The organism is Rothia sp. ND6WE1A, from assembly GCF_001683935.1.
Classification (GTDB): Bacteria; Actinomycetota; Actinomycetes; order Actinomycetales; family Micrococcaceae; genus Rothia; species Rothia amarae.
Genome location: NZ_LXTU01000020.1, coordinates 1 through 23,301 on the forward strand (window position 1 = coordinate 1; position 23,301 = coordinate 23,301).

Genomic DNA, 23,301 nt, shown 5'->3' on the forward strand with positions numbered 1-23,301 from the left:
AATATATTTCCAATGCGACGGGAACCATCGGCTGGGCTGCATTATTTACAATATTTTTCTCATTTATATTTTTAAACTCCAGAAAGTGGAAATTTATTACTCCAATTATTTCACTTCTATTTTGTTGGAGTGTTGAATTTCTGCAGATGACCAATATCCCTGAAAATCTAGAGAAAAAATTCCCTCCCAGTCATTATCTGTTGGGTTCAAATTTTGATTCCGCAGATTTACCCTGGTATGGATTAGGGGTCTTGTTATCCTGGTTTATTCTTTTAAAATTTATCGACAAGAAGATGATGAATAAAAATGGATATTCAAGAAATAAAATCCCAAGCAAATAAGAATGCCTCGCAAGCTGCCCAACACCCTGCGTTTCTAATCATGGCACGTATGGGCTTTGTTGTCTCCGGACTGCTTCACATCATGATTGGCTGGATCGCCTTGAGGGTTGCAACGGGATCCGGCGGGGGAGAAGCGTCAAACTCAGGAGCTATGGCTCAAATAGCTTCATCCCCTGGTGGACAAATATTCCTGTGGATTATGAACCTGGGGTTGGTAGCACTTGGGTTGTGGCGGCTTGCCACCACATTGAAGACCACCGAAAATAAAGAAAAAGCAAAGGGAGCAGTGCTGGGAATCGTATTTCTGACACTGGGATTCTCATCCTTGACCTTCGCTCGGGGCAGTTCAAGCTCAGATGGACAGAAGAGCACCTCGATAACGTCGAAAATCCTTGAAATGCCCGGTGGTAAAATCATCATCGTTGTAGGTGGGCTGGTTATTATCGGCGTTGGAATCTATGGAATCGTAAAGGGCGCGACTCGGAAGTTCGTCAAGGATTTAGAAGCTGGCGCCCGGGCGGGAAACGTCGGTACAGGAGTTACTGTGGCTGGAACAGCGGACTATATAGCTTGCGGAATCGCATTTCTTGTACTAGTCAGCCTGGTCTTATGGGCAGGGCTCAGTGCCGACGCTCGTAAGGCGGCAGGCATGGATTCAGCGCTTCGAATCATTGGTGAACAACCGTTTGGTGCAATACTTCTCATTCTGATCGCGTTTGGGTTTATGCTGTACGGGCTCTATTCCATTGCGCGCGCGAAATACACCAACGAAATTTAGTATAACGAAAAGAGAGGTTGGCGAATAACTTCGCCAACCTCTCTCTAAAACAACCTCTTAAGTTAGATTTTCTAGCTCTTCAAACTGCTCAGACGTAAAGCTAAGCGAAGCTGCCGCAACGTTTTCCTTCAGGTGATGGAGGCTAGATGTACCCATAATCAGCAGGGTATTAGGGGAGTGCTCAAGCTGCCATTTGATGCCTACCTGGTTAACGGTAGCACCCAGCTCCTCTGCAATGCGCTGAACTGAAGTGTGCTCGGTGACGCGCGGAATATCAGCGTAGGATACACCGCCCAAGGGGAAATACGGCGTCCACGCAATTTCATGTGCCTGCGCAAAATCCAAAATAGGCTCATCATCACGACGAAGCACAGTATAGATGTTGGAAACAGAAGCAATACCTATTTCCTTCTCTGCCTGTTTCACCTGTTCAAGCGTGACGTGGCTCAGACCGATCGAGAGAACCTTTCCCTCTTCGCGCAGTTTGAGTAGCTCCTCCAACTGGGCGTGCAAATCGACCTGCTGATCCCCCTCAGGAATCAAGCTGGGCTGGAAATTCATACGACGGAGGTACACCATATCGAGGAATCCGTCTGAAGGGTTTCCAAATTGGTTTTAATCATCTCACGCAACTCATGCGGTTTCTGAGCTGCAGCCATTGGAGGCATGCCGGGGATAGGGCAGGCGCCGACCTTAGAAGCAATAAAGACGTCGGAGCGGCGGGAAGAGAAAGATTTCTGCAGTAGCTCGTTAGCTAGACCGTCACTGTAAAACTGAGTCATATCAAAATGACGGATTCCCAAATCAAAAGCTTCATTGAGAAGTCTAATTCCCTCAGAATGATCGCCATTATTTTGCTCTACTTTACGAGTAATTCCACCCATTCCATAACCAATGCGAGGAACAGCGAAATCATTGATTTGAAAAGTACCACCTCATTGATAATTCATTATCTAACCTTTCATCAAAAAAATGGAGAATCCCTCAAATCGAGGAATTCTCCATTCTTATTCATATAAAAATTTTATGCCTGAAGGTATTCGGCAAATTCTTTTACCAAAGCAGCCTTGGGCTTTGCGCCAACGGTCTGCTGAGCTACTTCGCCATCCTTGAAAACGTAGATAGCGGGAATTGAGGTGATTCCATACTTCATTGCAGTCGCGGGATTGTTCTCGACATCCAGCTTTACAACCTTGACCTGCTCGGCGTACTCTTCACCGATCTCGTCGATAACGGGACCAACCATGCGGCAAGGACCGCACCATTCAGCCCAGAAATCTACAATAACGGGCTTATCGGAGGAGAGAACCTCTTCAGAGAAATTAGCGTCTGTTACCTGATGTGACATGTGGTGTCCTTTCAAAAAATGGGGATGGTTTAGAGGGTTTCGAGGTAGTGCTGGGCGTCCAGAGCCGCTACACAGCCTGAACCGGCAGCAGTAATAGCCTGGCGGTAAGTCGGGTCAATGACGTCGCCTGCAGCGAATACACCGGGGATAGAGGTCTTAGAAGCGCGTCCGTCGACGGCGATGGTTCCCGCATCGGTCAGCTTGAGTTTACCTGCCACCAAAGCAGTCCGAGGATCAGAACCGATCGCAACGAAAACACCTTCAACAGTCAGCTCTGATTCTTCACCGGTTTTAGTGTTGGTCAGAGTTACCGAAGAAACCTTGTCTTCACCATTAATGGTTTTGACGGCAGAATCCCAAATAACTTCAATCTTCTCGTGATCAAATACGCGCTGCTGCATAATCTCAGAACCGCGTAGCGAATCGCGGCGGTGCACCAGATAGACCTTGGATGCGTGGTTAGTCAGATAGAGAGCCTCTTCCAATGCGGAATCGCCACCGCCAACCACTGCGAGTTCTTTTTCTTTGAAGAAGAAACCATCACAGGTGGCGCACCAGGAAACGCCGTGCCCGGAAAGGCGTTGCTCGCCCTCGATACCTAGCTTGCGGTACTCGGAACCGGTAGAAATAATAACGGTCTTTGCCAGGTGAACTGAGCCGTCACTCAAAATGACCTTCTTGGTGTCGCCATCTAGTTCAAGCTGTTCGACGTCCTCGTAACGGATATCGGCTCCGAAACGCTCTGCTTGTGCACCAATGGTAGTCATTAGCTCGGGGCCCTGGATACCATCTACGAAGCCGGGGAAGTTCTCCACTTCGGTAGTAGTCATCAGATCGCCACCGGGGGAGACCGACGAAGCAAAAAGTACAGGCTTCAGATTTGCGCGTGCGGTATAAATCGCTGCGGTGTAACCAGCAGGGCCAGAACCCACAATGATGACGTCATGAACCGGCTGGTTCTCATCTGCTTCAGGAGCAGGTTTTTCAACGCTGGCGGGGCTTACGTTAATTGATGCGCCGGCACCTGCGGCAAAGAGCCCACCCAATGAATCGGTAGCCATCTGAAATCCTTTCCCAGGAAATAAAAACTTATCGGTTAATAAAACCTATCAGCGCCCCCGAATATTCCTCATGAGAACGCTGATAGGCAAAAACTTAGTTAGAAACTGAAACCTCTGCGATACGCAGACCATAGCTGTAACCCGCAATGGGCTGGGTGAGCTGAGGAGCTTCAGTGAAGCGAATAATAACGAACTTAGCGCCGTCCTTCTGCTTCTGCTGGTCAAGATCAACACTCACCGTAGATCCAGCGAAAGAGCCTGAGCCCACTTCAGTAGCGCCATCCAGAGACGCCGAATCGTTGGTCAAAACTGTGAACGCACCACCGGTTCCACTCTGCTGCTCAATGGTGAGCTGAGAAACGGGAGCCTGCTCCTCCAACTCAAAGGCCAACGCGACCTGATCAGTAGCGCCACCAAAATTAGAGGTAGCAAAACCATAGCTCATCCACGCGGTGGAGGTATTGCCATCGGTCATCTGCCCCAAAGTGTTGTCCTGATCCGCCATGAAACTAGGGTTAGCAGGAACAAGACGGGTCACGTTACCAGCTAGCTTGGCATCTGCCTTTTTTGTTTCAGACGGAGTGGAAGAAGGAGTAGCGCTGCTAGAAGACGCCGCAGCAGAGGAGGATGACGACGCCGGAGTAGCAGCCTGCTCCTCGCCCTTATCCTTCACCATGCCAGAGAGAGAACTGAAGACTACCGCCACACCCACTACAAGCAAAAGAATCGCAGCAATGGCTACAGCCCATACGCCGCCGCCGCTCTTTTCTTCATCGTCGTCGGCATAATCGTCGTAATCCTCATAGTCGGGAACCTCATCAGCGTAATAGGCATCCGCATGTTCCTGACCAGCTGCCCCGGCAGCAACCGCCGATCCCGCAACCACAGGAGCTTCTACCGAATAACCAGGAATTTCCCGCGTGGCAGAAATAGACTGCGGGGAAGATGAACGAGTTGCCGCAAAAGAACCGGGAGCAGTGGAATCTTCATCCCCAAAGATTTCCTCCCCCAACGCCTCCTGCGATTCAGACGACGCCGCCAGGGTCGAAGAATCCACCAACAACGTATCCAACAGCGTATCTGGACGCGCCAACGCCGTCACCAAATACGCACGACCACTCGTATTACCCAAATCGAGCACCTGCACCTGCGAACGGGCATTAGTCACCAGCGTGCGAGCATTCGCAATCAACCGATCATTATGGGCAGTAGCCGCCACTACAATCGAAACCTTACGATTGAGAACGGTGTCCTTGCCCTCAAGAATCGAATCGCCATCAGCTGTTTCAGTAACAGCTCCGGTCACTTTATAGCGCTCGCCAAGAACAGTGTTCACAGGAATCGGCTGAGAAGAGTGCGACTGGGACAAGTGGTCCTCCAAAAGGCAAGATTTCTTACGTGGTCAGTGATTTTAAGTGAAGTTTACCTGCTCAACCCCTCAATCGTGGCGGGGTAGAGAAAGGTTTAGAGGAAAGGAATTTTCCGACGCAAAGGATTCAGCAGAACATCTAGTTCCTGCACCCGAAAAATAAGAAGGAAGAAATAGTAGGCAACAGACATCACAACGCCACCGACCATAATTGTAATCAGCGCGTTCATAATGCTACTCCAGGCAAAACCGTTGAACGAATAGCCACCCAAAAGCCACAGAGCCCACGCCCCAAAAAGGCCGGCAAAAAACGATGACAGCGCAACCCGAGCATGAGTCAACACAATATTTCGACCGTCATAACGACCAAACCGTTTTCTCAACACGAAATGGCTGAGAATAACCGCCAGAACATTCTGTAACGCATAAGTACCTGCCAGCGCGAAGACCGTATGAGAAGGATCCAAACGCGACGCAATAAAACCAGCCACCACAATAAACACCGCAGAAACCAGCTGAATAAAGAATGGTGTACGCGCATCCTCCTGCGCATACAACACACGCCCCATCATGAAAGCGATAGTCAAGAAAGGCCCACCCAAAGCGATCACCGTAATAGTCTGACCAATCTGAGCCGCCGACGTCACATTCCCATTACCAAAGAGCATCCCCACAGGGCCAGCAAAAACAATCAGCGCTACAGCCAGGAAAATAGTGGCAACTGACGACACCCGCAACCCAGAAGAAAGAGCAGCAACAACGTTCTCGGCGTCGTCGTCCTGCGAAGCTTGAGACATCTTATTGAAAAGATACGTAGCAATCGACAAACCAATCACACCGTGCGGCAACGAGTACAACATCGACGAGTAATTCAATGCCTGAATACCCGGAATAATCTGCCCATCATGGGCAATAATATTTGAAGCAGTCTTCGTGAGATAGAAAAACGCTAAATTAGAGACGACGCCGGTAGCCAAAGTCCACCCCGCCAACTTGGCAGAATCACCCAAACCAATACCACGCCACCCAAACTTAGGGCGCAACCTCAAACCCAACCGCTGCAGAGGAATCAACAAAATCAGCGCCTGAATAGCCACGCCCACCGTAGCAGAACCCGCCAGCACAAGAGTCTGAGCGGAAGTCCAATTCGACACATCATGCAGCGGGGGAACCTCAGCACTCTGACGGCCAAACGCAAAAATAAAGTAAATCAGCGCGCCAATAGCCACAATATTATTGATGACCGGCGACCACATGTACCAGCCAAACGCCCCGCGGGCGTTCAAAACCTGACCAATAATCGTGTAAAAACCGTAGAAGAAAATCTGCGGCAAACACCACAGGGCGAATACCAGACCGAGCGCTCGCTGATCGTCGCTCCACTCTTGACCCATAATCGAAATAATTGGCCAAGCACAGGCAACTACAACCAAGGTAACTGCGGCAATTCCCACGCTCGCCAGAGTAATCAGACGAGAAATAAAATCTGAACCGCCGTCATCGTGCTTTGCCGCCTTGATGATTTGCGGAACCAGCACCGCATTAAAAATACCCCCGGCAACCAACACATAAATCAGGTTCGGAAGGGTATTCGCGGTTTCAAAAATAGTACCCATTGCTGTGCCAGAACCAATAGCAATGGTAATCAGAATGGTCTTCACAAAGCCGAGAATGCGAGAAACCATAGTTCCCGACGCCATAATGGCACTCGAAAATGCACCGGTACGTGCCACGTGTGAACTCTTTTCTGCGTGTTGACTGCAAATAAGCAGGCGAATCCGTGCCCCGCCTAAGAAAGCTGGTGGATGATGTACTCGCGCGCAATCTCAGCGATGCGGCGCTCATTAGGGAACGAAAGCTTGCGCCCCAAATCGTCTATATTAACCCACGCTACGTCAACAGCCTCGTGGTCAGGGTCTTTTTCGGTTGTGAGATAGCCACCAGTGGCAGAAAGAAGATAGTGGTGAACCGTCTTATGCACACGCCGTCCAGCAACCGTAAACCAGTAATCAATACTGCCTAAAGACGCCAAGACATCGCCCATAATGCCCGTCTCTTCTTCAATTTCCCGAGCTGCGGCTTGAATATTGTTCTCATCATTTTCCGGATGTCCCTTAGGCAAGCACCATTCCAGGCGCCCCCCACGGTTTACACGAGCAATGATGGCAACGGGTAAAGCAGGGTTATCAAAATCGACAATTACGCCGCCTGCGGAGACTTCTTCCACCGTGGGCAGCATGGAAACGGGCGTAAACGCACGTCTCTTGGGAGCCCGGGGTACTGGAAAAGTCATGTCTCTACCTTAACCGATAGAAATGCATAAGTGTGATTAATGGTGAGAGAGTGCGAACATCTGCCAGTTATCTGGCACGATTAAGGGACTATGGCGAAATCTCTTGACACCTCTGCAATCCATCCCCTTGCCCTAGAGCTCGGTAAGCTTTTCGAGACGGCGGGGTTCGAACTCTCATTGGTGGGTGGTCCTGTACGCGACCTGTTTCTGCATCAGCAGGCAACCGATCTTGATTTCACTACAAACGCTCATCCCGACCAAACCCTTGCAGTGGTCAAAGATTGGGCTGATACTACCTGGGAAATCGGTAAGGAATACGGCACCATTGGGGTGCGTAAGGGAAACGAAATGGTGGAAATTACCACCTATCGCGCCGACGCATATGACCCTGATTCCCGTAAGCCCCAGGTTGCCTTTGGCGATAATCTCGAAGACGATCTCTTTCGCCGGGACTTCACCATCAACTCTATGGCGCTGCGCCTCCCTTCTTTAGAACTGGTTGATCCTTTCGGAGGGGAATCCGATCTGGAAGCCGGGGTTATTCGCACACCGGGCACTGCAGAAGATTCGTTCTCAGACGACCCCTTACGCATGATGCGCGCAGCCCGCTTTGCCGCACGCCTTGATATTGACGTTGCCCCCGAAGTTTTCACCGCTATGACGGACATGGCAGAGCGCATCAACATTATTTCGGCTGAACGAGTGCGGGATGAGCTGGTCAAACTTATTAAGGCACCTGCTCCCGTACGTGGAATTGAGCTCCTCGTGGAATCAGGGCTGGCGGGCTACGTTCTGCCGGAAATTCCCGCTCTCAAACTGGAAGTGGACGAATACCATCATCATAAAGACGTGTACCAGCACTCTTTGAAGGTCTTAGAGCAGGCAGCCTCACTTGAGACAGACACTGAAGGCCCTGTTCCCGCCCCCGACTTCGTGCTTCGTTTTGCTGCCCTGATGCACGATATCGGAAAGCCAGATACCCGCAAGTTTGAGCCCAACGGTTCGGTGAGCTTCTTGCATCACGACATCGTGGGGGCAAAGCTGGTTAAAAAACGTATGCGGGCTTTGCGATTTGATAATGACACCATCAAGGCAGTGGCTCGCCTCGTCGAGCTACACATGCGTTTCTACGGCTATGGCGATGCCGGCTGGACCGACTCGGCGGTACGCCGCTACGTGCGCGATGCCGGAGACCTGCTGGAGCGGTTGCACCGACTCACTCGTGCTGATGTCACAACCCGTAATAAGCGCCGGGCAAACCGGATTGCTCACGCCTATGACGACCTCGAACGTCGTATCGAAGAACTTGCCGAACAAGAAGAGCTCGACGCCATGCGTCCGGATCTTGACGGCGAACAAATCATGGAAATTTTAGGGGTTTCACCTGGACCTATAGTTGGAAAGGCATATAAATTTTTGCTAAACATGCGCCTCGATGAAGGTTCATTAGGAGAAGAAGAAGCAACCCGCAGGCTCAAAGAATGGGCAGCGGATCAGGGGATCTGAATTCCGAGACGGGACAAGCGACCAGAAAGTTCACCTTTGACCGGCAACTGCTGGTTAAAGGTGCGTTTTGGTGGTCGCATCTTCAGCTTCGCAAGCTCAGCTATTCCAGCAGATTTTTATTTCCTCGCGCGCTCGGAAAATCTGCTTCCATCTCGCTCGCTCGGAACCGGCCTGGGTATTCGCTACGCTCATAGCTTCCTATTCGGTTGCCTCTTCAGCTTCGCTCGCTCGGAACCGGCAACCTCATCCTTGCGGACTAGAAGGTTTCTCAGGATTTCATACCTGAAGTTCTACCTAACAAACCCCTATCCCCGTACTGTAGAGAGTAGACAGGTAAATCTTCTAAACCGCCTACTGAGCGAGGAAAATACATGCTCGAAATTAGAAATCTCACCAAAAAATACGGGGCGAAAACAGCCGTCGATAACATCAGCTTTACCGTCCCTAACGGCAAAGTCACCGGCTTCCTCGGCCCCAACGGCGCAGGTAAATCAACCACCATGCGCATGATTGTCGGCTTGGAAAAACCCACCAGCGGACAGGCGCTGGTAGACGGCGAAAAATACGCCTCAAAGTCATCTCCTCTCTCCTCGGTGGGAGTTCTGCTCGACGCCAAGGCAATTCACCCTGGACGCTCAGGTCTAAACCACCTGCGCTCCCTCGCTCTTACTCACGGCATTCCCAAGAGTCGTGTCGATGAAGTTATCGATATGACCGGTCTAAGCGCCGTCGCCAAAAAGAAGGTTCGTGGATTCTCCCTTGGCATGGGGCAGCGCATGGGCATTGCAGCCGCGCTCCTGGGCGATCCGCAGAATGTTATTTTGGACGAACCCGTCAACGGACTTGACCCTGAAGGTGTTATCTGGGTGCGTAACCTAGCGCGCTACCTCGCATCTGAAGGCAAAACTGTACTGATTTCCTCTCACTTGATGAGCGAAATGGCACAGACTGCTGATGACCTCGTGGTGATTGGCCGCGGTCGAGTTCTTGCCAACTCTTCCATTAAAGATTTCTTGTCGCTGGCAGCAAATGATCGCATTTTGGTTCGTACTGATCACCGAGAGCAGCTTGATCGTGTTCTTCAAGAACAAGGAACCTCGGTTTCCCCCATCGAAACAGACGGTTTGATGGTTCAAGGGTTGGACGCGCGGTCTCTCGCTCGCTTGGCGGCGGAGTCGAATGTGCTTCTGCATGAGATTACCCCGCAGATTGCTTCTTTGGAAGATGTCTACATGAATATGACCCGGGACGAAGTGGAATATAACTCCTCTGATTTGCCGGAAAATCATCAGACTGGTTCGGGTGTCTCACCTGTGGCTCCCGGGGCAACAATGTATGAATCAAATGGTATAAATCAGTCGAATACGAAACAGGAATCGACGCCGTGGGCGGGCCAACAAGGTAGCCGCGCAGTATCTGGAACCACTTCACAGCAGGAGGAAAACTAATGACCACCACTACCTCAACTGCGTCGCGGACTTCCATTGCGCCGCGAAGCGCCTACGCTGATAAGAAATTGAGCTTTTTCGGTACGGTTCGTTCAGAAGCTCTCAAGTTCCGCACGTTGACCACTAACTGGGTTATGACACTTATTGTGGGTGTTGTGATGATTGGTTTGGCGCTTCTCTTTGCAATGAACCTTAACTCACAGGCCGAGATGTTGCGCGACAATCCTCAAATGGCTGCCGAGATGGCGGCTCAAGCTGGGGAAGACGGCGCTTCGTACTTCACGATTGATGGTCTAGTACATTATGCTCACGGGCTGGGCGCGTCGGGCACCATGCTAGCTAATATGCTCATTGCTTCTATTGCCGTGGTTTTTGTGGCATCTGAATATGCCACACGGGCTATTGGTACTACTCTTACGGTGGTTCCTCGCCGTTCTATGGTGTATGTAGCGAAGTTCCTTGTGGTGAGCGTCTTCGGTTTCATTACCGGATTTGTTGTAGCTGCTCTTTCCTATTTTGCTTCTACTCCCATTCTCAATGAGGAGCTTTCGAGCAAAATTGATTTCTCTTCGGGTGCCGTCATGAACTGGCTGGGTGTGGCAATCTACTTCATGCTTATGGCTTGGATGGGTCTCGGATTTGGCGCGCTATTGCGTAGCAATGCGGGCGGCGTGGTTTTGGTCGTTGTCTTGATGTTCGTGATGCAGATTATTTTCAGCACCTTGCAGTTTGACTGGGCAACCGATTTCGCACCTTACCTCCCAGCAAGTTTGGGCAACAACATCACTTCTTACGGATTGCCTAAGGACGCTGAGATCGGCTACCAGGAATCTGGGGCTTGGCTGGCTCTTTGGGCTGGTGTTCCTGCTTTGCTCGGTTACCTGCGGTTTGCTTTCACCGACACTAAGTAAGGTATGAAGTCTCGTTCAACATCTGGCGCTGCGCCTCTTTCCGAGGGGCAGCGCCTTGTTGCGCGTCGTCGGGGAAGGACTACGCGATGGGTGAAGGCTCATCCTGTAGCTACTAACGGGATACTTGCCGGGCTCAATCTGTTGCTGCAGGGTATGTTCTCGATAGTCATGGCGATTCCGCGAGATTGGCCTTCGGCGCCGCATCTTCTTGTTCTTATCGTTTTCAATCTGTTGAATACTGCCCTGATTTTGTGCGCAAACGGTGGCCCCTGCAACTTTTGCTAGGGGCAACATTGGTCGACCTTATCTATTCCGTTATCGTCGGTACCGAGAGCAGCTTTTCGCTGGCGGGTTTTGTGCCGTGGATCTTTCTCTACACTGTTGCTGCGGAGCTGAGTCTCCGTCTGACTATTTTTGGTTTCCTTGCTGTGAGCGCCGCCAATATGGTTCTCATGGGGTTCCTTTATCTTTCTGAGCCGATACCTACCGGCGATGGTTCAACTATCTCTTTACAAGAGAATCCACTCCCGCTTCTTACTCTTTTAGGGTTTAGCGTGGGTATGGGTGTGGCGATTAACCTCGTCGTCGTTATGTTCGGCAGATTCACGCATAAGAATAATGAGTTTGATCGTGAAATCGTCGAACGCTTTGATCAAACACAGGTCCTCGCCGCTACTGAAGAACGAACCCGTATTGCTCGCGAAATGCACGATGTGGTGGCGCATTCATTGACCGTAATGATTACCTTGGCTGACGGTGCACGGATTGTGGGAAAGAAGAATCCTGAGCGGGCTGAGGAGGTTCTTCAAGAGCTTTCTCATACTGGACGTACGGCTTTAGCTGATATGCGCCGAACCTTGGGCGTTTTGAGGGAACCGCATGCGCAGAATGCACCGCTGTTGCCCGCCGAGGGAACTTCAATGGATGCTCGGGAGAACCTTCAAGAGCTAGTAGATTCTTTTGAAGCAACGGGTATGCCGGTTGTTCTTGAATATCACGGCGAGGTTATCCCGGCAGATAATAATTTACGATTGAGTCTCTATCGGATTGTGCAGGAATCTTTGACTAATGCGCTTCGTTATGGACGGAATGTTAGCGAGGTGAGGGTGAAAGTGGAAGTTATGCTACCGGATGTTTGGATCACTGTAATAAACGATGGAACAGCCGCGCTAGAAGATTCTTCGGGTATAGGCTCTTTGGGGTCAGGAAAGGGTTTAACTGGTATTCGGGAACGAGCTGCGTTCTATAACGGGTCGGTGATCGCTGGGCCTAACGATATGGGTGGTTGGACTCTTCGCGCTCATCTGGTGTGGGAATCTTCGGTTCCTTCAACTCATCACTAAAATAAAGAGTATTGGCTCCGGGAGGTAAGGATCTCTATGTCTGAAGCATCACCGCTACGCGTGCTGTTGGTAGACGACCAGTCTCTTCTGCGGATGGGATTTCGCCTGGTGCTAGAGGGCACGGATATTGAGGTGGTGGGGGAAGCATCCGACGGCGCGCAAGGAGTTGCAATGGCGCAAGAACTGCGCCCCGACGTCGTGCTGATGGACGTCCGTATGCCAGTTATGGATGGCATTGAAGCTACGCGGCAGATTACTCAAACTACGGAGTCACGAGTCATCATTTTGACCACTTTTGATGTGGATGAATATGCATTTGCTGGTTTACGTGCGGGAGCCAGCGCATTTATGCTTAAGGACGCGCAGCCTGAGGAGCTAGTGAGAGCTGTGCAAGTGGTAAATGCGGGGGAGTCTATGGTGGCTCCCCGGATGACTGCTCGGTTGGTAGAAGAATTTATCAATAACACATCTACTAGTAATTATGCTTTATATGGAATATATAAAAGTAGATTAGAGTCCTTGACACCCCGGGAAAGAGATACAGTGGAAGCAATAGCTACCGGTCTTTCCAACTCTGAAATCGCAGAAAAGTTCTTTGTTTCAGAAACCACGGTCAAAACGCATGTGCGGTCGATTCTCTCCAAACTTGATGTAAGGGATCGCGTGCAGGTGGTTGTCTTCGCATATGAGTCGGGAATGGTTCAACCGGGAAACAAGTCCCCTCATGTCTTGAGAAACGATTTCTAAATGACGGAGCAGAAGCCTCAAGAAGATTCAGCCAATCGCTGGTCTCATAACCGTATCCTTACCGCTTCTCTGCGCACGGTAAACAGGGGGCGCAGGGCGGCAGGAATTCTTACCTATTCTGAGACGCGGTCGGTGAAACGGCGTCTGTGGTGGGCCATGGCGGTTGTGGTGATTCTTAGCATTCTCGTTGCCACTATAGGGAACTATATTTCCACCGTTCGTACTCCCACTGAAGCTATCGAAAAACACTTCAACAATCTTCGAGACGGCCGGTATTTCAGGGCTATGGATCGTTCGGCGTATGGGGATGACTCTGTTGTTTTTCTGAAGAATTCGATATATCGGCAGTCACCTGGCCGCGTTGAATCCTATTCCATTGAAGAGATTCAGGAATCTGGCAATACTGCGACGGCGCAGGTGAAAGTAAAAGCAGATGGTAAAGAACAGCTGGTTCGTCTGAACGTGGTGAAAGACCATAAAACGGGAATTTTTAATGATGCTTGGCATCTTGCAGAGCCAGGGCAAAAGCTCTTATCGGTGGAAAATTCTTTTCCTCTGGATGAATTCTCTATCAACGGGTATGCCGTAGATTTACCTGATACTGGAGCTTTCTCTCCTGAAGAATCTTCCCTCTGGAAGGTCGCTCTATTACCCGGAAAATTTGAGTTTGGTATGCCTAAAGATTCCTACTATTCGGTGGTTGGTGGGTCTTACTCTGTGGGCGTGGGATTTGATCAGGGCTCGCTGAAGCTTCTGCAGTATAAGCTTCGTCCGTCTTACCGTATGTGGAGTGAAACGGATCAAGAGATTAATAAGTGGGTGCAGGAATGTATGAACTCTCGTTCCCTCTCTTCAGAAGGTTGCCCTGCTTCTAAAACACCCTCGGAAAAAAATATAACCGAGGTGGAATGGAATCTTATTTCACGTCCAGTGATGTATTTAGAACAGGATTCCCAGAAGGGGGATACTTGGCATGCTAGCAAATATAAAACTGCAGAATTTGCCGTGACCTATGAAAAAAACGGGAAGAAAATTACCGAAAAAATCTCTACTCCTATCGATGCAAAGGTTGTTTCATCGGGCAAAAGTGCGTCGATAGAGGTAAAGGCGGGGGAGCCTTCTGAATCCTCTGCTTCACCCTCTGCGAAAGGTGCAGACAGGTAGTCAAATTCTCAGTAGTCTTAAAAGTGATACAAGAAGAACCTCTAAGATCTGCACGGCTACATCAAAGGAGAATCCATGTCAGAAAGACCCGAACATTACACCCCGCAATATATAAATAATCAGCGCAATCCTTTTGCTCCTACCTACGGAATTAACCAGCAAGCTACCACCGTAATTGTCCGGCAGAAATCTTTACTCATTGCATATCTACTGTGGTTCTTCTTGGGTTGGTTAGGTTTACATAAGCTGTATCTGCGTCAGCCTTTTATGGCGCTCTTCTACGTCATTCTGTTTGCTATCGGTTCCACCACCTGGCACATAATTCTAGGCATTCCCTTTATTGTCTTGTGGGGTCTGCTCATGTTCATAGATATCTTCACCATGCCAATTCGTGTGGGGCTAATGAACTCTCTAGCAGTTCGTCGCACGTACTAGTTTTTGTGCCCGTTCGACGTCGAAGCGTCGGGGAGCTACGGTGGGCAGCCGCTTTCCCTCGGTGGCGGTCTGAACTTACACGTCTGTAGTTCGTGTGACCTTGCGCCGAACCTCCAAAAAACCCTGTAAATAAGGCGTTTAATCCTGTAAAGTGGCAAAGTCTGTGCAGAATCGGTCAATCTCCGCTTTTGTGCAAGCGCGAAATATCTCCTGCTATGGAAATCCCATAGCCGTTTAGCCCAAAGGAGGGGTTTAATCATGCGTGAATACGAATTGATGGTTATCCTCAATCCCGAGGTAGAGGATCAGGCTGTTGAGCCCACCCTCTCTAAGTTCCTCGAAATCGTAACCAAGGACAACGGCACCATTGACAAGATGGACATCTGGGGCCGTCGCCGCCTGGCATACGAAATCCAGAAGAAGACCGAAGGCATCTACGCAGTCGTCAACTTCACTTCCACCCCGGAATCTGCAGCAGAATTGGATCGTCGCCTTAACTTGAACGAATCCGTGATGCGCACCAAGATCATCCGTCCGGAAGATCAGAAGATCTCCTCCAAGTAATCCCTTTCAAGGGGTTGGTTCACGCCGTTTCAAAGTGATGTGATTTTTTTACAGAATTTTTGAGATTGACGCCTAAAAATGTCAGACCCTCATGAAAGACTTTTTCTAATTACTTGATTATTCGACTGGAGGCATCAAATGGCTGGCGATACCGTCATTACTGTCGTTGGTAACCTTACCGGCGATCCCGAGCTTCGTTTCACCCCTAACGGTGCAGCGGTAGCTAACTTTACGATCGCATCCACCCCGCGCAATTTTGATCGCGCATCGGGTGAATGGAAAGAAGGCGAGACCCTCTTTCTTCGCGCATCAGTATGGCGTGAAGCCGCTGAAAACGTGGCAGAAACCCTGCGTAAGGGTATGCGCGTCATCGCACAGGGCCGTTTGAAGTCCCGCTCGTACGAGACTAAAGAAGGCGAACGCCGCACTTCAATGGAGCTAGAGATCGAAGAGATTGGTCCCTCACTCCGTTTTGCATCTGCCAGCGTGAACCGTAACCAGCGCTCCGGAGGTAACAACTTTGGTGGTCAGCAAGGTGGCGGTTTTAACAATGGGGGAGGCAACAACTTCGCTGGAGCTAACCAAGGTGGTTTCAATGGTGGCAACACCGGTGGCCAGCAGGGTGGTTTCAGCGGCGGCAACGGTTATAGCAACAATAACGGTGGCGGTAACTTTGGTGGCTCTCAGGGCAACCAGCAGTCCTCACCGCAGTCAGCTCCTGCACCTAGTGCAGATCCGTGGGGCGCTCAGTCCGGCGGAAACTATGACTGGGGTGCGGCGTCTGAAGACGAACCGCCCTTCTAAACCGATAACCTTCGAATAAAAATATCCACCATCCCGCGGTTTAGCCGCGGGCTCCCAACAAAATAAAGGAGCACCACGATGGCTAAGGCTGAAATCCGTAAGCCCAAACCAAAGCAGAACCCGCTCAAGGCTGCAGACGTAACCGAGATTGATTACAAGGACGTCGCTCTTCTGCGTAAGTTCATCTCCGATCGCGGCAAGATCCGCGCACGTCGTGTAACTGGCGTAACCGTGCAGGAACAGCGCAAGATCGCTCAGGCAATTAAAAATGCCCGCGAAGTTGCACTCCTGCCTTACTCCGGCGCTGGCCGCTAAAGAGAAGGAGAGTAAAGAACATGGCTAAGATCATTCTGACTCAGGAAGTTTCCGGTCTGGGTGTTGCAGGTGACGTCGTTACTGTAAAGAACGGCTACGCACGTAACTTCCTTCTGCCCCGCGGCTTCGCAGTTGTATGGACCCAGGGCGGCGAACGCCAGGTTGAGTCCATCCGCGCAGCTCGTACAGCTCGCGCTAAGGCATCACTTGAAGAGGCACAGGCTCAGGCAGCTAAGCTTTCAGACGCAACTGTAACCGTTGCTCACAAGGCTGGCTCCGAAGGTCGTCTCTTCGGTTCTGTTAAGGCAGAGACCATTGCAGACGCTATTGAAGCTGCTGGACTAGGTTCTGTTGACAAGCGTGCGATCCACCTTGGCAACGCTATCAAGTCCACCGGTACTCACAACGTTTCCGTGCGCTTGCACGAGGACGTTGTAGCAAACGTTGAACTTGACGTTGTAGCTGCATAAGTTTTTGCTTATGAGCGCCACGCGTTTGTAAAGAATGCCGCTTTCCTTGGGGAAGCGGCATTCTTTGTATGTGAAGGCGCTTTTGATTCCGTTCTTAGAAAGTAAAGGCATACTAGAATTTATGCGCTTATCATCCCAGACAACCGATTCTTCCTCCCGTGCGTCGTCGCGGTGGGGTTCGCTGAAATCTAGCACCCAGATGTTCCTGGTTGCACTTATTATTCAAGTGATTGCCACAGTCCTTTCTTTGATTGCGGTTTATGGGTCTCTTTCTAGCCCATCGGGTACTCTGACTCTCTTTTTGGTGTGTTTGGTGGGGAGCATCATCGCCTCTGCTCTGGTGATGATTTTGACGGTGGTGGGCCTATTTCGTTATCGCCACATGACCCTATGGAACGCGCTTCTGTTGATTTTTACGGTGGTGACTAATCCGGTGGTTGTGCTGGCGCTTCTGGCCACCGCTCTTTGACGAGGTTCTCTGGTGTGCTTTCCTTTCGTCTGCCCAAACACCTGCCTCATGAACTTCTGACACCGTTCATATAATGTTTTTAAAATCTCCAGGTGACTCCCAGGATTCTTAAATGAATACCAAAGGTTGCTGGTGTTAACTAGTAATAGATGGTTCGAGGAGCACCTGAAAAGGATTCCGAAGCTTTCTGAAAGTTGAATAGCCGGTGCGAGAAATGCTGAATTTCGTATCGAGAATGTGTGTGTTAAAAACTAGCGGCAAGACCAGTATGGGGGTCGGGCCGCTAGTTTTTTGTTTAAAAAATAGTGGGATTTTGCTAGAGTAACTCCCACCGGACGATGTAAGCCGTACCCGGAGAGTCCTCTCTAAAGTAAAGACGGCTTGAAATAACTATTGTTTTTTCGAGCTGGGGCGCGGTATGTACTGGGCAATTCTTATTATTTCTGGTCTTTTTGAAGCGGTATGGGCTACAGCTTTGGATCGTTCGGAGGGGTTCACCCGGTGGCTACCCAGCGTCGTCTTTGTAGTGGCGCTTGTGGTGAGCATGGGTGGGCTTTCATTCGCACTGCGAGAGGTTCCACTGGGCGCAGGGTACGCGGTGTGGGTAGCGGTGGGGGCTGTAACAACTGTTATTTTTGCGATGGCTACCGGCGCGGAATCAATATCTTGGGTGAAAATTATTTTCTTGCTCATGATTATCGGCGGGGTAATAGGTTTGAAAGTTTCTCACTAGTTCGTACTGTGGGATTTTTTGAACATAATGGAGTATGGCTACTTTCCCGAGCGTTCTCATTGCAGTTGATAAGTTCAAGGGTTCTCTTTCTGGTGCTGGGCTTTCTGAAGCAATCGCAGAGGGGATGAAGGATGAGCTGGGGCGATCCTTTGAGCCACTCATATGTCCTATCGTTGATGGCGGAGATGGAACGGTCGAAGCGGCTCTTGCTGCTGGTTTTCGGGAAATCATGGCGCCGGTTTCTGGTCCTCTGGGGGAGCCAGTAGAGGCTCAGTTCGCTTATGAAGGTTTATCCCAGACCGCTGTAATTGAGGTGGCGGAAGCATGTGGGCTGTGGCGTATGGATTCTCAGCAGCTTGATGCGGTCAATTCCACAACTTTTGGTGTGGGTGAGTTAATCCTTGCTGCGTTGGATGCCGGAGCCCGTCATATTGTGGTGGGGCTGGGTGGATCTGCCACTACCGATGCTGGTGCGGGGATGTTGCAGGCTCTAGGCGTAAAGATTCTGGACGACGACGGTGAGCCTCTGCGCGTAGGAGGAGGGGCTTTACTGGGCGCGGCTCGAGTAGATGTATCGGGGCTGGATAACCGGTTAGATTCGATTGATTTCACGGTTGCTTGCGACGTCACGAATCCTCTTTTAGGCTCGAGCGGTGCGGCTGCTGTTTTTGGTCCACAGAAGGGCGCAACAGAAGAGCAAGTTTTGCTTCTTGACCGGTCATTAAAACATTTTTCCAACCTTTTAGAGTTGGATATGGGTGTTTCACGTGAAACATTCAGCACTCAGGAAGGCGCTGGGGCCGCAGGAGGACTCGGATTCGCCTGCCTCGCTTTAGGGGCCAAAATGCGACCGGGGGTAGATATTTGTTTTGAACTTACCGGTTTTCACCAGGTATTAGAGCATGCAGACGTAGTGATTACGGGGGAGGGGAAGCTCGATGAGCAGACCCTCCAAGGAAAGGGGCCTGCCGGCGTCGCCAACGCAGCCCGCGCGCAGCATAAGAGAACTCTTGCTGTCTGCGGTTCCAACGAGCTCACTGCCCAACGAGCAGAAAAGGCAGGGTTTGAGCGGGTTTTCGCCGTCCTAGATATGGAGTATGAAGGACACCAAGTAACCCTGGCGGAGTCCCTAAAGACCCCGAGCCACTATGTAAAGCTCCTCGGAGCAGAGATTGCCCGATATCTCAGGGAATCACCGAACTAACAACTCTTGAGGCTTACCCCATCAACACCTGGTATGAACTGAAAAATTCATGCACGAGACCAATGAGCTTCTCTCATGTTCTATGGAGGGAAATTTCATGCCGTAATCAATCCCACCTCGTGTGTCTTTCTGTGCCATGAGAAAATAGAACCCACCCTAGCAGTTAGCAGAAGAGGTAAAAAGTGTCTGAGAACCCCGAGTATGGTGCCCGTACCCTTCCCCACGATGATGTGGCGGAGCAGTCTGTTCTGGGCGGCATGATGCTTTCTAAAGATGCAATTGCTGACGTCGTGGAGGTTCTGCGTGGGTCTGATTTTTACAAGCCTGCGCACGAGAATATTTACGAAGCAATTATTACTCTTTACGGCCACGGCGAACCTGCCGACGCCGTTACGGTTGCCGACGAACTCAATAAACGCGGTGAACTTAATCGTATCGGCGGCGCCCCCTATCTGCACTCGCTGATTTCCTCGGTGCCCACCGCTGCCAACGCCGGATTCTACGCGGAAATTGTGGCAGAACGCGCGGTCTTGCGCCGTCTGGTTGAAGCTGGCACTAAGATTGCCCAGCTGGGTTATTCGCAGGACGGCGAGGTCGAAGGGCTGGTGAACCAGGCGCAGGCTGAGGTTTATAGCGTTGCCGACGGCCGTGAGAACGAAGATTATGTCCAGCTCAAAGAAGCCATGGATTCCACAGTGAATGAGATTGAGGCGAACGGCTCGCGTGCCGGTGGTATTCACGGCGTCCCCACTGGCTTTATTGAATTTGATGAGCTCACCGCCGGGTTGCAACCCGGTCAGATGGTGGTTATTGCGGCTAGGCCGGCAATGGGCAAGGCTCTTGCGCTCGACACTCCAATCCCTACTCCCTCAGGTTGGACGACGATGGGAGAACTATCCGTTGGTGATCAGGTTTTAGGCTCCGATGGTTGTCCCACCACCGTGATTGCAGCTACTGAGGTAATGAATAATCGCCCGTGTTATCGAGTGGTTTTCGATGACGGGTCGGAAATTATTGCCGATGCTGAACATCAGTGGCTCACAGATACCCGGGCCTCTCGTAAGTCTAAGCAGGCAGTACTAGCGGGCCTCCAAAAAAACCAGCGGAATACTGCTGAAGTGCGAACTACTGAAGAGATTCGTTCTACTTTGCGTTGCAACACTGCTGATGCCCGTATCAATCACAGCGTGAAGAACGCTCGTCCTTTGCAATTTCCGGATGCTGATTTGCCGATTGCCCCTTATACCTTGGGGGTGTGGCTTGGAGATGGTGCGAGCGCCGCTGCCCGGGTAACATCAGCTGATTCCGAAGTTCTCGCGGGGATTGAATTAGACGGATATCAAGTTCAACAAGTCGATGGAATAACCTATTCTGTTTCTCTACCGACCGTGTCGGATGCAGGTGAAGTTAAAGCGTGGGTTGTGCGTCCCTGCTCCGAATGTGGCAAAGATTGCCATGGGACAAGATGCCTAGAATGTTATAGAGAAAAATCAACTGTACAAGGGCGACTGCGTAAGCTCGGCGTCCTTGGTAATAAACATATCCCTGCAAGTTACCTTCGGGCTTCCGAGAAGCAGCGTAGAGCTCTTCTGGCTGGGTTGTTGGACGCTGACGGTACTGTAACTAACGCTGGGTGTGTGCAACTGGTCGTGACAAATCGCCAGTTAGCGTTGGACGCTCAAGAGCTGATTCATTCGTTGGGTTACCGCTCTGGCCTTCGTACTAAGCATGTGAAGGGGCGTTCTGAGGCTACTTCTACCGCATACAAGCTTACTTTTTCGGCTGCGGATACGGTCTTTGGATTATCGCGAAAGAACGATGCTCATCGCCTTCGCGACGCTCGTCCCACGCCTAAGCGAACTAGTCGGTTTATCGTGGCGGTAGAGCCCATAGAGTCTGTGCCCGTGCGTTGTATTCAGGTAGATAATGAGGAGCATCTCTTCTTAGCTTCTCGTGCCATGATCCCTACTCACAATTCTACGTTTGCCCTCGACATCGCTCGTTCTGCGGCAATTAAGAACAATATGGCAACCGTTTTCTTCTCGTTGGAAATGAGCCGCAACGAGATTGCTATGAAGATTCTTGCCGCTGAGGCTTCTCTTAACCTGGGGGATTTGCGCAGGGGACAGCTGGACGACGACCAGTGGGCTAAGCTCGCTACCGCCGTCGGCAAAATGGACAACGCTCCGTTGTTTATTGACGATTCGCCCAATATGACGCTGATGGAAATTCGGGCGAAAGCGCGCCGTCTGAAACAGCGAAATAATTTGAAGCTCATTGTTCTCGACTACTTGCAGCTGATGAGTTCGGGTAAAAAGGTGGAGTCGCGTCAGCAAGAAGTTTCGGAGTTCTCGCGTGCGCTGAAGCTCATGGCGAAGGAGCTCGAAGTGCCGCTCATTGCGCTGTCGCAGCTAAACCGTGGCTCGGAGCAACGAACCGATAAGAAACCCATGGTGTCGGATCTGCGTGAATCTGGGTGTCTGACTGCTGATACCCGTATTTTGCGCTCAGATACTGGCGCAGAAACGACCATGGGTGAGTTGTTCGCATCGGGCGCTCGGAATGTTCCTGTATGGTCCCTTGGTGACGATATGCGGTACGTTGAGCGTCATCTTACCCATGTTTTCTCTACCGGAGTGAAACCTGTTTATTGCATGAAGCTTGCTTCAGGTAAGCAGATTCGAGCAACCGCGAACCACCCTTTCTTTACGTATCGTGGGTGGAAAGGTCTGGGGGAGCTTGAACCTGGTTCGCGGATTAGTGTTCCCCGCCATGTGAACGGGCCTAGTAACCGTGTTATATGGGACGATGCGCAGGTGACCATGCTCGCTCATATGCTGGGAGACGGTTTGTTTGTGAAGGGGCAACCTATCCGCTATGCCTCGGTAGATGAGGAGAACTTGCAAGCAGTAACAGAAGCGGCAAAGCACTTCGGTATTATTGCTGTCCGAGACACTCATGAAGTTGCTCGCTGTACTTCTTTACGTCTTCCGGCGCCCTATCGTCTTACCCATGGCAAGAGAAACCCTCTTGCGGCGTGGCTTGACGAATTGGGACTGTTCGGATTGCGGTCATGGGATAAATTTATTCCCGCTGAAGTATTTACATTGCCGAAAACGCAAATTGCCCTGTTTATCAAACATCTGTGGGCAACTGATGGTTCAGTGACTGTAAAGAAAAATGGTAGAAGCGGCCGCATTTATTTTGGCTCCACATCCCGGCAGATGACCGAACAAATCTCCCTGCTTTTGCTACGGTTCGGTATCTCTACTCGTCTGCGTGAGGCGCCTCTGAAGGGAGAATATCGCCAGGGCTACACCTTAGATATTTCCGGTCGCGATGAGCAGCTTCGTTTCTTGCGTGAGATTGGTGTTCATGGAGGGCGTGCTACGAATTGCCAACGTCTGCTGGACATTCTTGAAAATGAAGGCATGAAGTCAAACACTAACGTAGACACGGTACCTGCAGAGGTATGGAACGATGTCAAAGATATACTTTCTGACCGAGGAATAACACATCGAGATTTCCAGAAAGATATGGGCAGCAAATATTGCGGTTCCGCCTTCTATAAGCGTTCGCCCTCTCGTAGCCGATTGGCTCGAGTTGCGTCCGTCCTTGATTCGGCTGAATTGGATATGCACGCGGTAAATGACATCTTCTGGGACACCGTGGTGAGTATTGAGTATGCAGGCGAGGAAGAAGTCTTTGACGCAACCGTACTGGGGCATCATAACTTCATTGCTAACGGTATAACTGTGCATAACTCGATTGAGCAGGATGCGGATATGGTCATCCTTTTGCACCGCGACGACGTTTACGACAAGGAATCTCCTCGCGCTGGTGAGGCGGATGTCATTGTGGCGAAGCATCGTAATGGCCCGACCAAGACAATCGCTGTTGCTTTTCAGGGTCACTATTCACGCTTTGCGAATATGACTCACGATTCATATTCAGACGGTGGTTTCTAGCCCTGCGGGGTTGAGTGCGAGAAGATGGAT

Annotated in this window: 25 protein-coding genes; 18 read left to right on the forward strand and 7 right to left on the reverse strand. The window is 50.7% G+C overall.

The features are described from left to right. A partial coding sequence (locus A7E48_RS10700) for a DUF2809 domain-containing protein (protein ID WP_141669345.1) occupies window positions 1–341 on the forward strand: 341 nt, incomplete at its 5' end. Beyond that, window positions 307–1,119, forward strand: a complete 813-nt coding sequence (locus tag A7E48_RS01965; RefSeq protein WP_068168775.1) for a DUF1206 domain-containing protein — start codon at window positions 307–309, stop codon at window positions 1,117–1,119. The genes A7E48_RS10700 and A7E48_RS01965, both read left to right, overlap by 35 nt. 57 nt (window positions 1,120–1,176) lie before the next feature. On the opposite strand, the gene A7E48_RS11450 is transcribed toward A7E48_RS01965, so the two are convergent. From A7E48_RS11450 to A7E48_RS01995, 7 genes are all read right to left on the reverse strand, one after another. After that, window positions 1,177–1,698, reverse strand: coding sequence for an aldo/keto reductase (locus A7E48_RS11450; protein WP_083147127.1), 522 nt, complete (start codon window positions 1,696–1,698; stop codon window positions 1,177–1,179). After that, on the reverse strand, window positions 1,677–2,039 hold the full coding sequence (locus tag A7E48_RS11455; protein WP_358431430.1) for an aldo/keto reductase: 363 nt from the start codon (window positions 2,037–2,039) through the stop codon (window positions 1,677–1,679). Before A7E48_RS11455 ends, A7E48_RS11450 begins: the two co-directional genes overlap by 22 nt. Before the next feature lie 104 nt (window positions 2,040–2,143). Next, entirely contained in the window at window positions 2,144–2,467 is a 324-nt protein-coding gene (gene trxA / locus A7E48_RS01975) for a thioredoxin (RefSeq protein WP_068168778.1), read from the reverse strand. Between the two features lie 29 nt (window positions 2,468–2,496). Next, window positions 2,497–3,528, reverse strand: a complete 1,032-nt coding sequence (trxB, locus tag A7E48_RS01980) for a thioredoxin-disulfide reductase (RefSeq protein ID WP_068168781.1) — start codon at window positions 3,526–3,528, stop codon at window positions 2,497–2,499. A gap of 94 nt (window positions 3,529–3,622) precedes the next feature. After that, window positions 3,623–4,897 (reverse strand): hypothetical protein, encoded by a 1,275-nt coding sequence (locus A7E48_RS01985; RefSeq protein WP_068168874.1) that lies wholly within the window; start codon window positions 4,895–4,897, stop codon window positions 3,623–3,625. Window positions 4,898–4,992: 95 nt separating this feature from the next. Continuing rightward, the gene (gene murJ / locus A7E48_RS01990) at window positions 4,993–6,630 is read right to left on the reverse strand and encodes a murein biosynthesis integral membrane protein MurJ (RefSeq protein WP_068168784.1); all 1,638 of its coding nucleotides are present in this window, start codon (window positions 6,628–6,630) and stop codon (window positions 4,993–4,995) included. A gap of 56 nt (window positions 6,631–6,686) precedes the next feature. Then, the gene (locus A7E48_RS01995) at window positions 6,687–7,190 is read right to left on the reverse strand and encodes an NUDIX hydrolase (protein WP_068168787.1); all 504 of its coding nucleotides are present in this window, start codon (window positions 7,188–7,190) and stop codon (window positions 6,687–6,689) included. 90 nt (window positions 7,191–7,280) lie between these two features. Here A7E48_RS01995 and A7E48_RS02000 point away from each other — a divergent pair, with 90 nt between their 5' ends. The 16 genes from A7E48_RS02000 to A7E48_RS02075 all read left to right on the forward strand — a co-directional run bounded on the left by A7E48_RS02000 (window position 7,281) and on the right by A7E48_RS02075 (window position 23,271). Beyond that, window positions 7,281–8,696 (forward strand): CCA tRNA nucleotidyltransferase, encoded by a 1,416-nt coding sequence (locus A7E48_RS02000; RefSeq protein ID WP_068168790.1) that lies wholly within the window; start codon window positions 7,281–7,283, stop codon window positions 8,694–8,696. Window positions 8,697–9,067: 371 nt separating this feature from the next. After that, window positions 9,068–10,144: an ABC transporter ATP-binding protein gene (locus A7E48_RS02010; RefSeq protein WP_068168797.1), complete on the forward strand. Its 1,077-nt coding sequence runs from the start codon at window positions 9,068–9,070 to the stop codon at window positions 10,142–10,144. After that, window positions 10,144–11,055: an ABC transporter permease subunit gene (locus A7E48_RS02015; protein WP_068168802.1), complete on the forward strand. Its 912-nt coding sequence runs from the start codon at window positions 10,144–10,146 to the stop codon at window positions 11,053–11,055. The genes A7E48_RS02010 and A7E48_RS02015 overlap by 1 nt, the downstream gene beginning before the upstream one ends. A gap of 3 nt (window positions 11,056–11,058) precedes the next feature. Further along, the gene (locus tag A7E48_RS10925; protein WP_141669346.1) at window positions 11,059–11,340 is read left to right on the forward strand and encodes a hypothetical protein; all 282 of its coding nucleotides are present in this window, start codon (window positions 11,059–11,061) and stop codon (window positions 11,338–11,340) included. 8 nt (window positions 11,341–11,348) lie between these two features. Further along, a complete protein-coding gene (locus tag A7E48_RS02020; RefSeq protein ID WP_068168807.1) occupies window positions 11,349–12,398 on the forward strand; it encodes a sensor histidine kinase in 1,050 nt (349 codons plus the stop codon). Between the two features lie 36 nt (window positions 12,399–12,434). Then, window positions 12,435–13,145, forward strand: coding sequence for a response regulator transcription factor (locus tag A7E48_RS02025; RefSeq protein WP_068168810.1), 711 nt, complete (start codon window positions 12,435–12,437; stop codon window positions 13,143–13,145). Beyond that, entirely contained in the window at window positions 13,146–14,309 is a 1,164-nt protein-coding gene (locus A7E48_RS02030) for a hypothetical protein (protein WP_068168812.1), read from the forward strand. Between the two features lie 75 nt (window positions 14,310–14,384). Further along, a complete protein-coding gene (locus A7E48_RS02035; RefSeq protein ID WP_068168815.1) occupies window positions 14,385–14,744 on the forward strand; it encodes a TM2 domain-containing protein in 360 nt (119 codons plus the stop codon). Between the two features lie 258 nt (window positions 14,745–15,002). Beyond that, on the forward strand, window positions 15,003–15,308 hold the full coding sequence (gene rpsF / locus A7E48_RS02040; RefSeq protein WP_068168818.1) for a 30S ribosomal protein S6: 306 nt from the start codon (window positions 15,003–15,005) through the stop codon (window positions 15,306–15,308). Window positions 15,309–15,446: 138 nt separating this feature from the next. Next, complete coding sequence (locus A7E48_RS02045; protein ID WP_068168821.1) at window positions 15,447–16,112, forward strand: single-stranded DNA-binding protein; 666 nt, start codon at window positions 15,447–15,449, stop codon at window positions 16,110–16,112. 78 nt (window positions 16,113–16,190) lie between these two features. After that, on the forward strand, window positions 16,191–16,427 hold the full coding sequence (rpsR, locus tag A7E48_RS02050) for a 30S ribosomal protein S18 (protein ID WP_068168824.1): 237 nt from the start codon (window positions 16,191–16,193) through the stop codon (window positions 16,425–16,427). A 20-nt stretch (window positions 16,428–16,447) separates the two neighbouring features. After that, window positions 16,448–16,897: a 50S ribosomal protein L9 gene (gene rplI / locus A7E48_RS02055; RefSeq protein WP_068168827.1), complete on the forward strand. Its 450-nt coding sequence runs from the start codon at window positions 16,448–16,450 to the stop codon at window positions 16,895–16,897. 121 nt (window positions 16,898–17,018) lie between these two features. Beyond that, on the forward strand, window positions 17,019–17,366 hold the full coding sequence (locus tag A7E48_RS02060) for a hypothetical protein (RefSeq protein WP_141669347.1): 348 nt from the start codon (window positions 17,019–17,021) through the stop codon (window positions 17,364–17,366). A gap of 418 nt (window positions 17,367–17,784) precedes the next feature. Beyond that, complete coding sequence (locus A7E48_RS02065; protein WP_068168834.1) at window positions 17,785–18,099, forward strand: multidrug efflux SMR transporter; 315 nt, start codon at window positions 17,785–17,787, stop codon at window positions 18,097–18,099. Between the two features lie 34 nt (window positions 18,100–18,133). Next, entirely contained in the window at window positions 18,134–19,303 is a 1,170-nt protein-coding gene (locus A7E48_RS02070; protein ID WP_068168837.1) for a glycerate kinase, read from the forward strand. A 182-nt stretch (window positions 19,304–19,485) separates the two neighbouring features. Further along, entirely contained in the window at window positions 19,486–23,271 is a 3,786-nt protein-coding gene (locus A7E48_RS02075) for a replicative DNA helicase (RefSeq protein ID WP_068168839.1), read from the forward strand. Window positions 23,272–23,301: the final 30 nt, after the last annotated feature.

Bases quoted from the DNA above. Each gene is read 5' to 3' on its own strand.
- A7E48_RS01965 (WP_068168775.1), top strand. From the start codon at position 307: ATGGATATTCAAGAAATAAAATCCCAAGCAAATAAGAATGCCTCGCAA.
- A7E48_RS11450 (WP_083147127.1), bottom strand. From the start codon at position 1,698: ATGGTGTACCTCCGTCGTATGAATTTCCAGCCCAGCTTGATTCCTGAG.
- trxA (WP_068168778.1), bottom strand. From the start codon at position 2,467: ATGTCACATCAGGTAACAGACGCTAATTTCTCTGAAGAGGTTCTCTCC.
- trxB (WP_068168781.1), bottom strand. From the start codon at position 3,528: ATGGCTACCGATTCATTGGGTGGGCTCTTTGCCGCAGGTGCCGGCGCA.
- A7E48_RS01995 (WP_068168787.1), bottom strand. From the start codon at position 7,190: ATGACTTTTCCAGTACCCCGGGCTCCCAAGAGACGTGCGTTTACGCCC.
- A7E48_RS02000 (WP_068168790.1), top strand. From the start codon at position 7,281: ATGGCGAAATCTCTTGACACCTCTGCAATCCATCCCCTTGCCCTAGAG.
- A7E48_RS02010 (WP_068168797.1), top strand. From the start codon at position 9,068: ATGCTCGAAATTAGAAATCTCACCAAAAAATACGGGGCGAAAACAGCC.
- A7E48_RS02015 (WP_068168802.1), top strand. From the start codon at position 10,144: ATGACCACCACTACCTCAACTGCGTCGCGGACTTCCATTGCGCCGCGA.
- A7E48_RS10925 (WP_141669346.1), top strand. From the start codon at position 11,059: ATGAAGTCTCGTTCAACATCTGGCGCTGCGCCTCTTTCCGAGGGGCAG.
- A7E48_RS02025 (WP_068168810.1), top strand. From the start codon at position 12,435: ATGTCTGAAGCATCACCGCTACGCGTGCTGTTGGTAGACGACCAGTCT.
- A7E48_RS02030 (WP_068168812.1), top strand. From the start codon at position 13,146: ATGACGGAGCAGAAGCCTCAAGAAGATTCAGCCAATCGCTGGTCTCAT.
- A7E48_RS02035 (WP_068168815.1), top strand. From the start codon at position 14,385: ATGTCAGAAAGACCCGAACATTACACCCCGCAATATATAAATAATCAG.
- rpsF (WP_068168818.1), top strand. From the start codon at position 15,003: ATGCGTGAATACGAATTGATGGTTATCCTCAATCCCGAGGTAGAGGAT.
- A7E48_RS02045 (WP_068168821.1), top strand. From the start codon at position 15,447: ATGGCTGGCGATACCGTCATTACTGTCGTTGGTAACCTTACCGGCGAT.
- rpsR (WP_068168824.1), top strand. From the start codon at position 16,191: ATGGCTAAGGCTGAAATCCGTAAGCCCAAACCAAAGCAGAACCCGCTC.
- rplI (WP_068168827.1), top strand. From the start codon at position 16,448: ATGGCTAAGATCATTCTGACTCAGGAAGTTTCCGGTCTGGGTGTTGCA.
- A7E48_RS02060 (WP_141669347.1), top strand. From the start codon at position 17,019: ATGCGCTTATCATCCCAGACAACCGATTCTTCCTCCCGTGCGTCGTCG.
- A7E48_RS02065 (WP_068168834.1), top strand. From the start codon at position 17,785: ATGTACTGGGCAATTCTTATTATTTCTGGTCTTTTTGAAGCGGTATGG.
- A7E48_RS02070 (WP_068168837.1), top strand. From the start codon at position 18,134: ATGGCTACTTTCCCGAGCGTTCTCATTGCAGTTGATAAGTTCAAGGGT.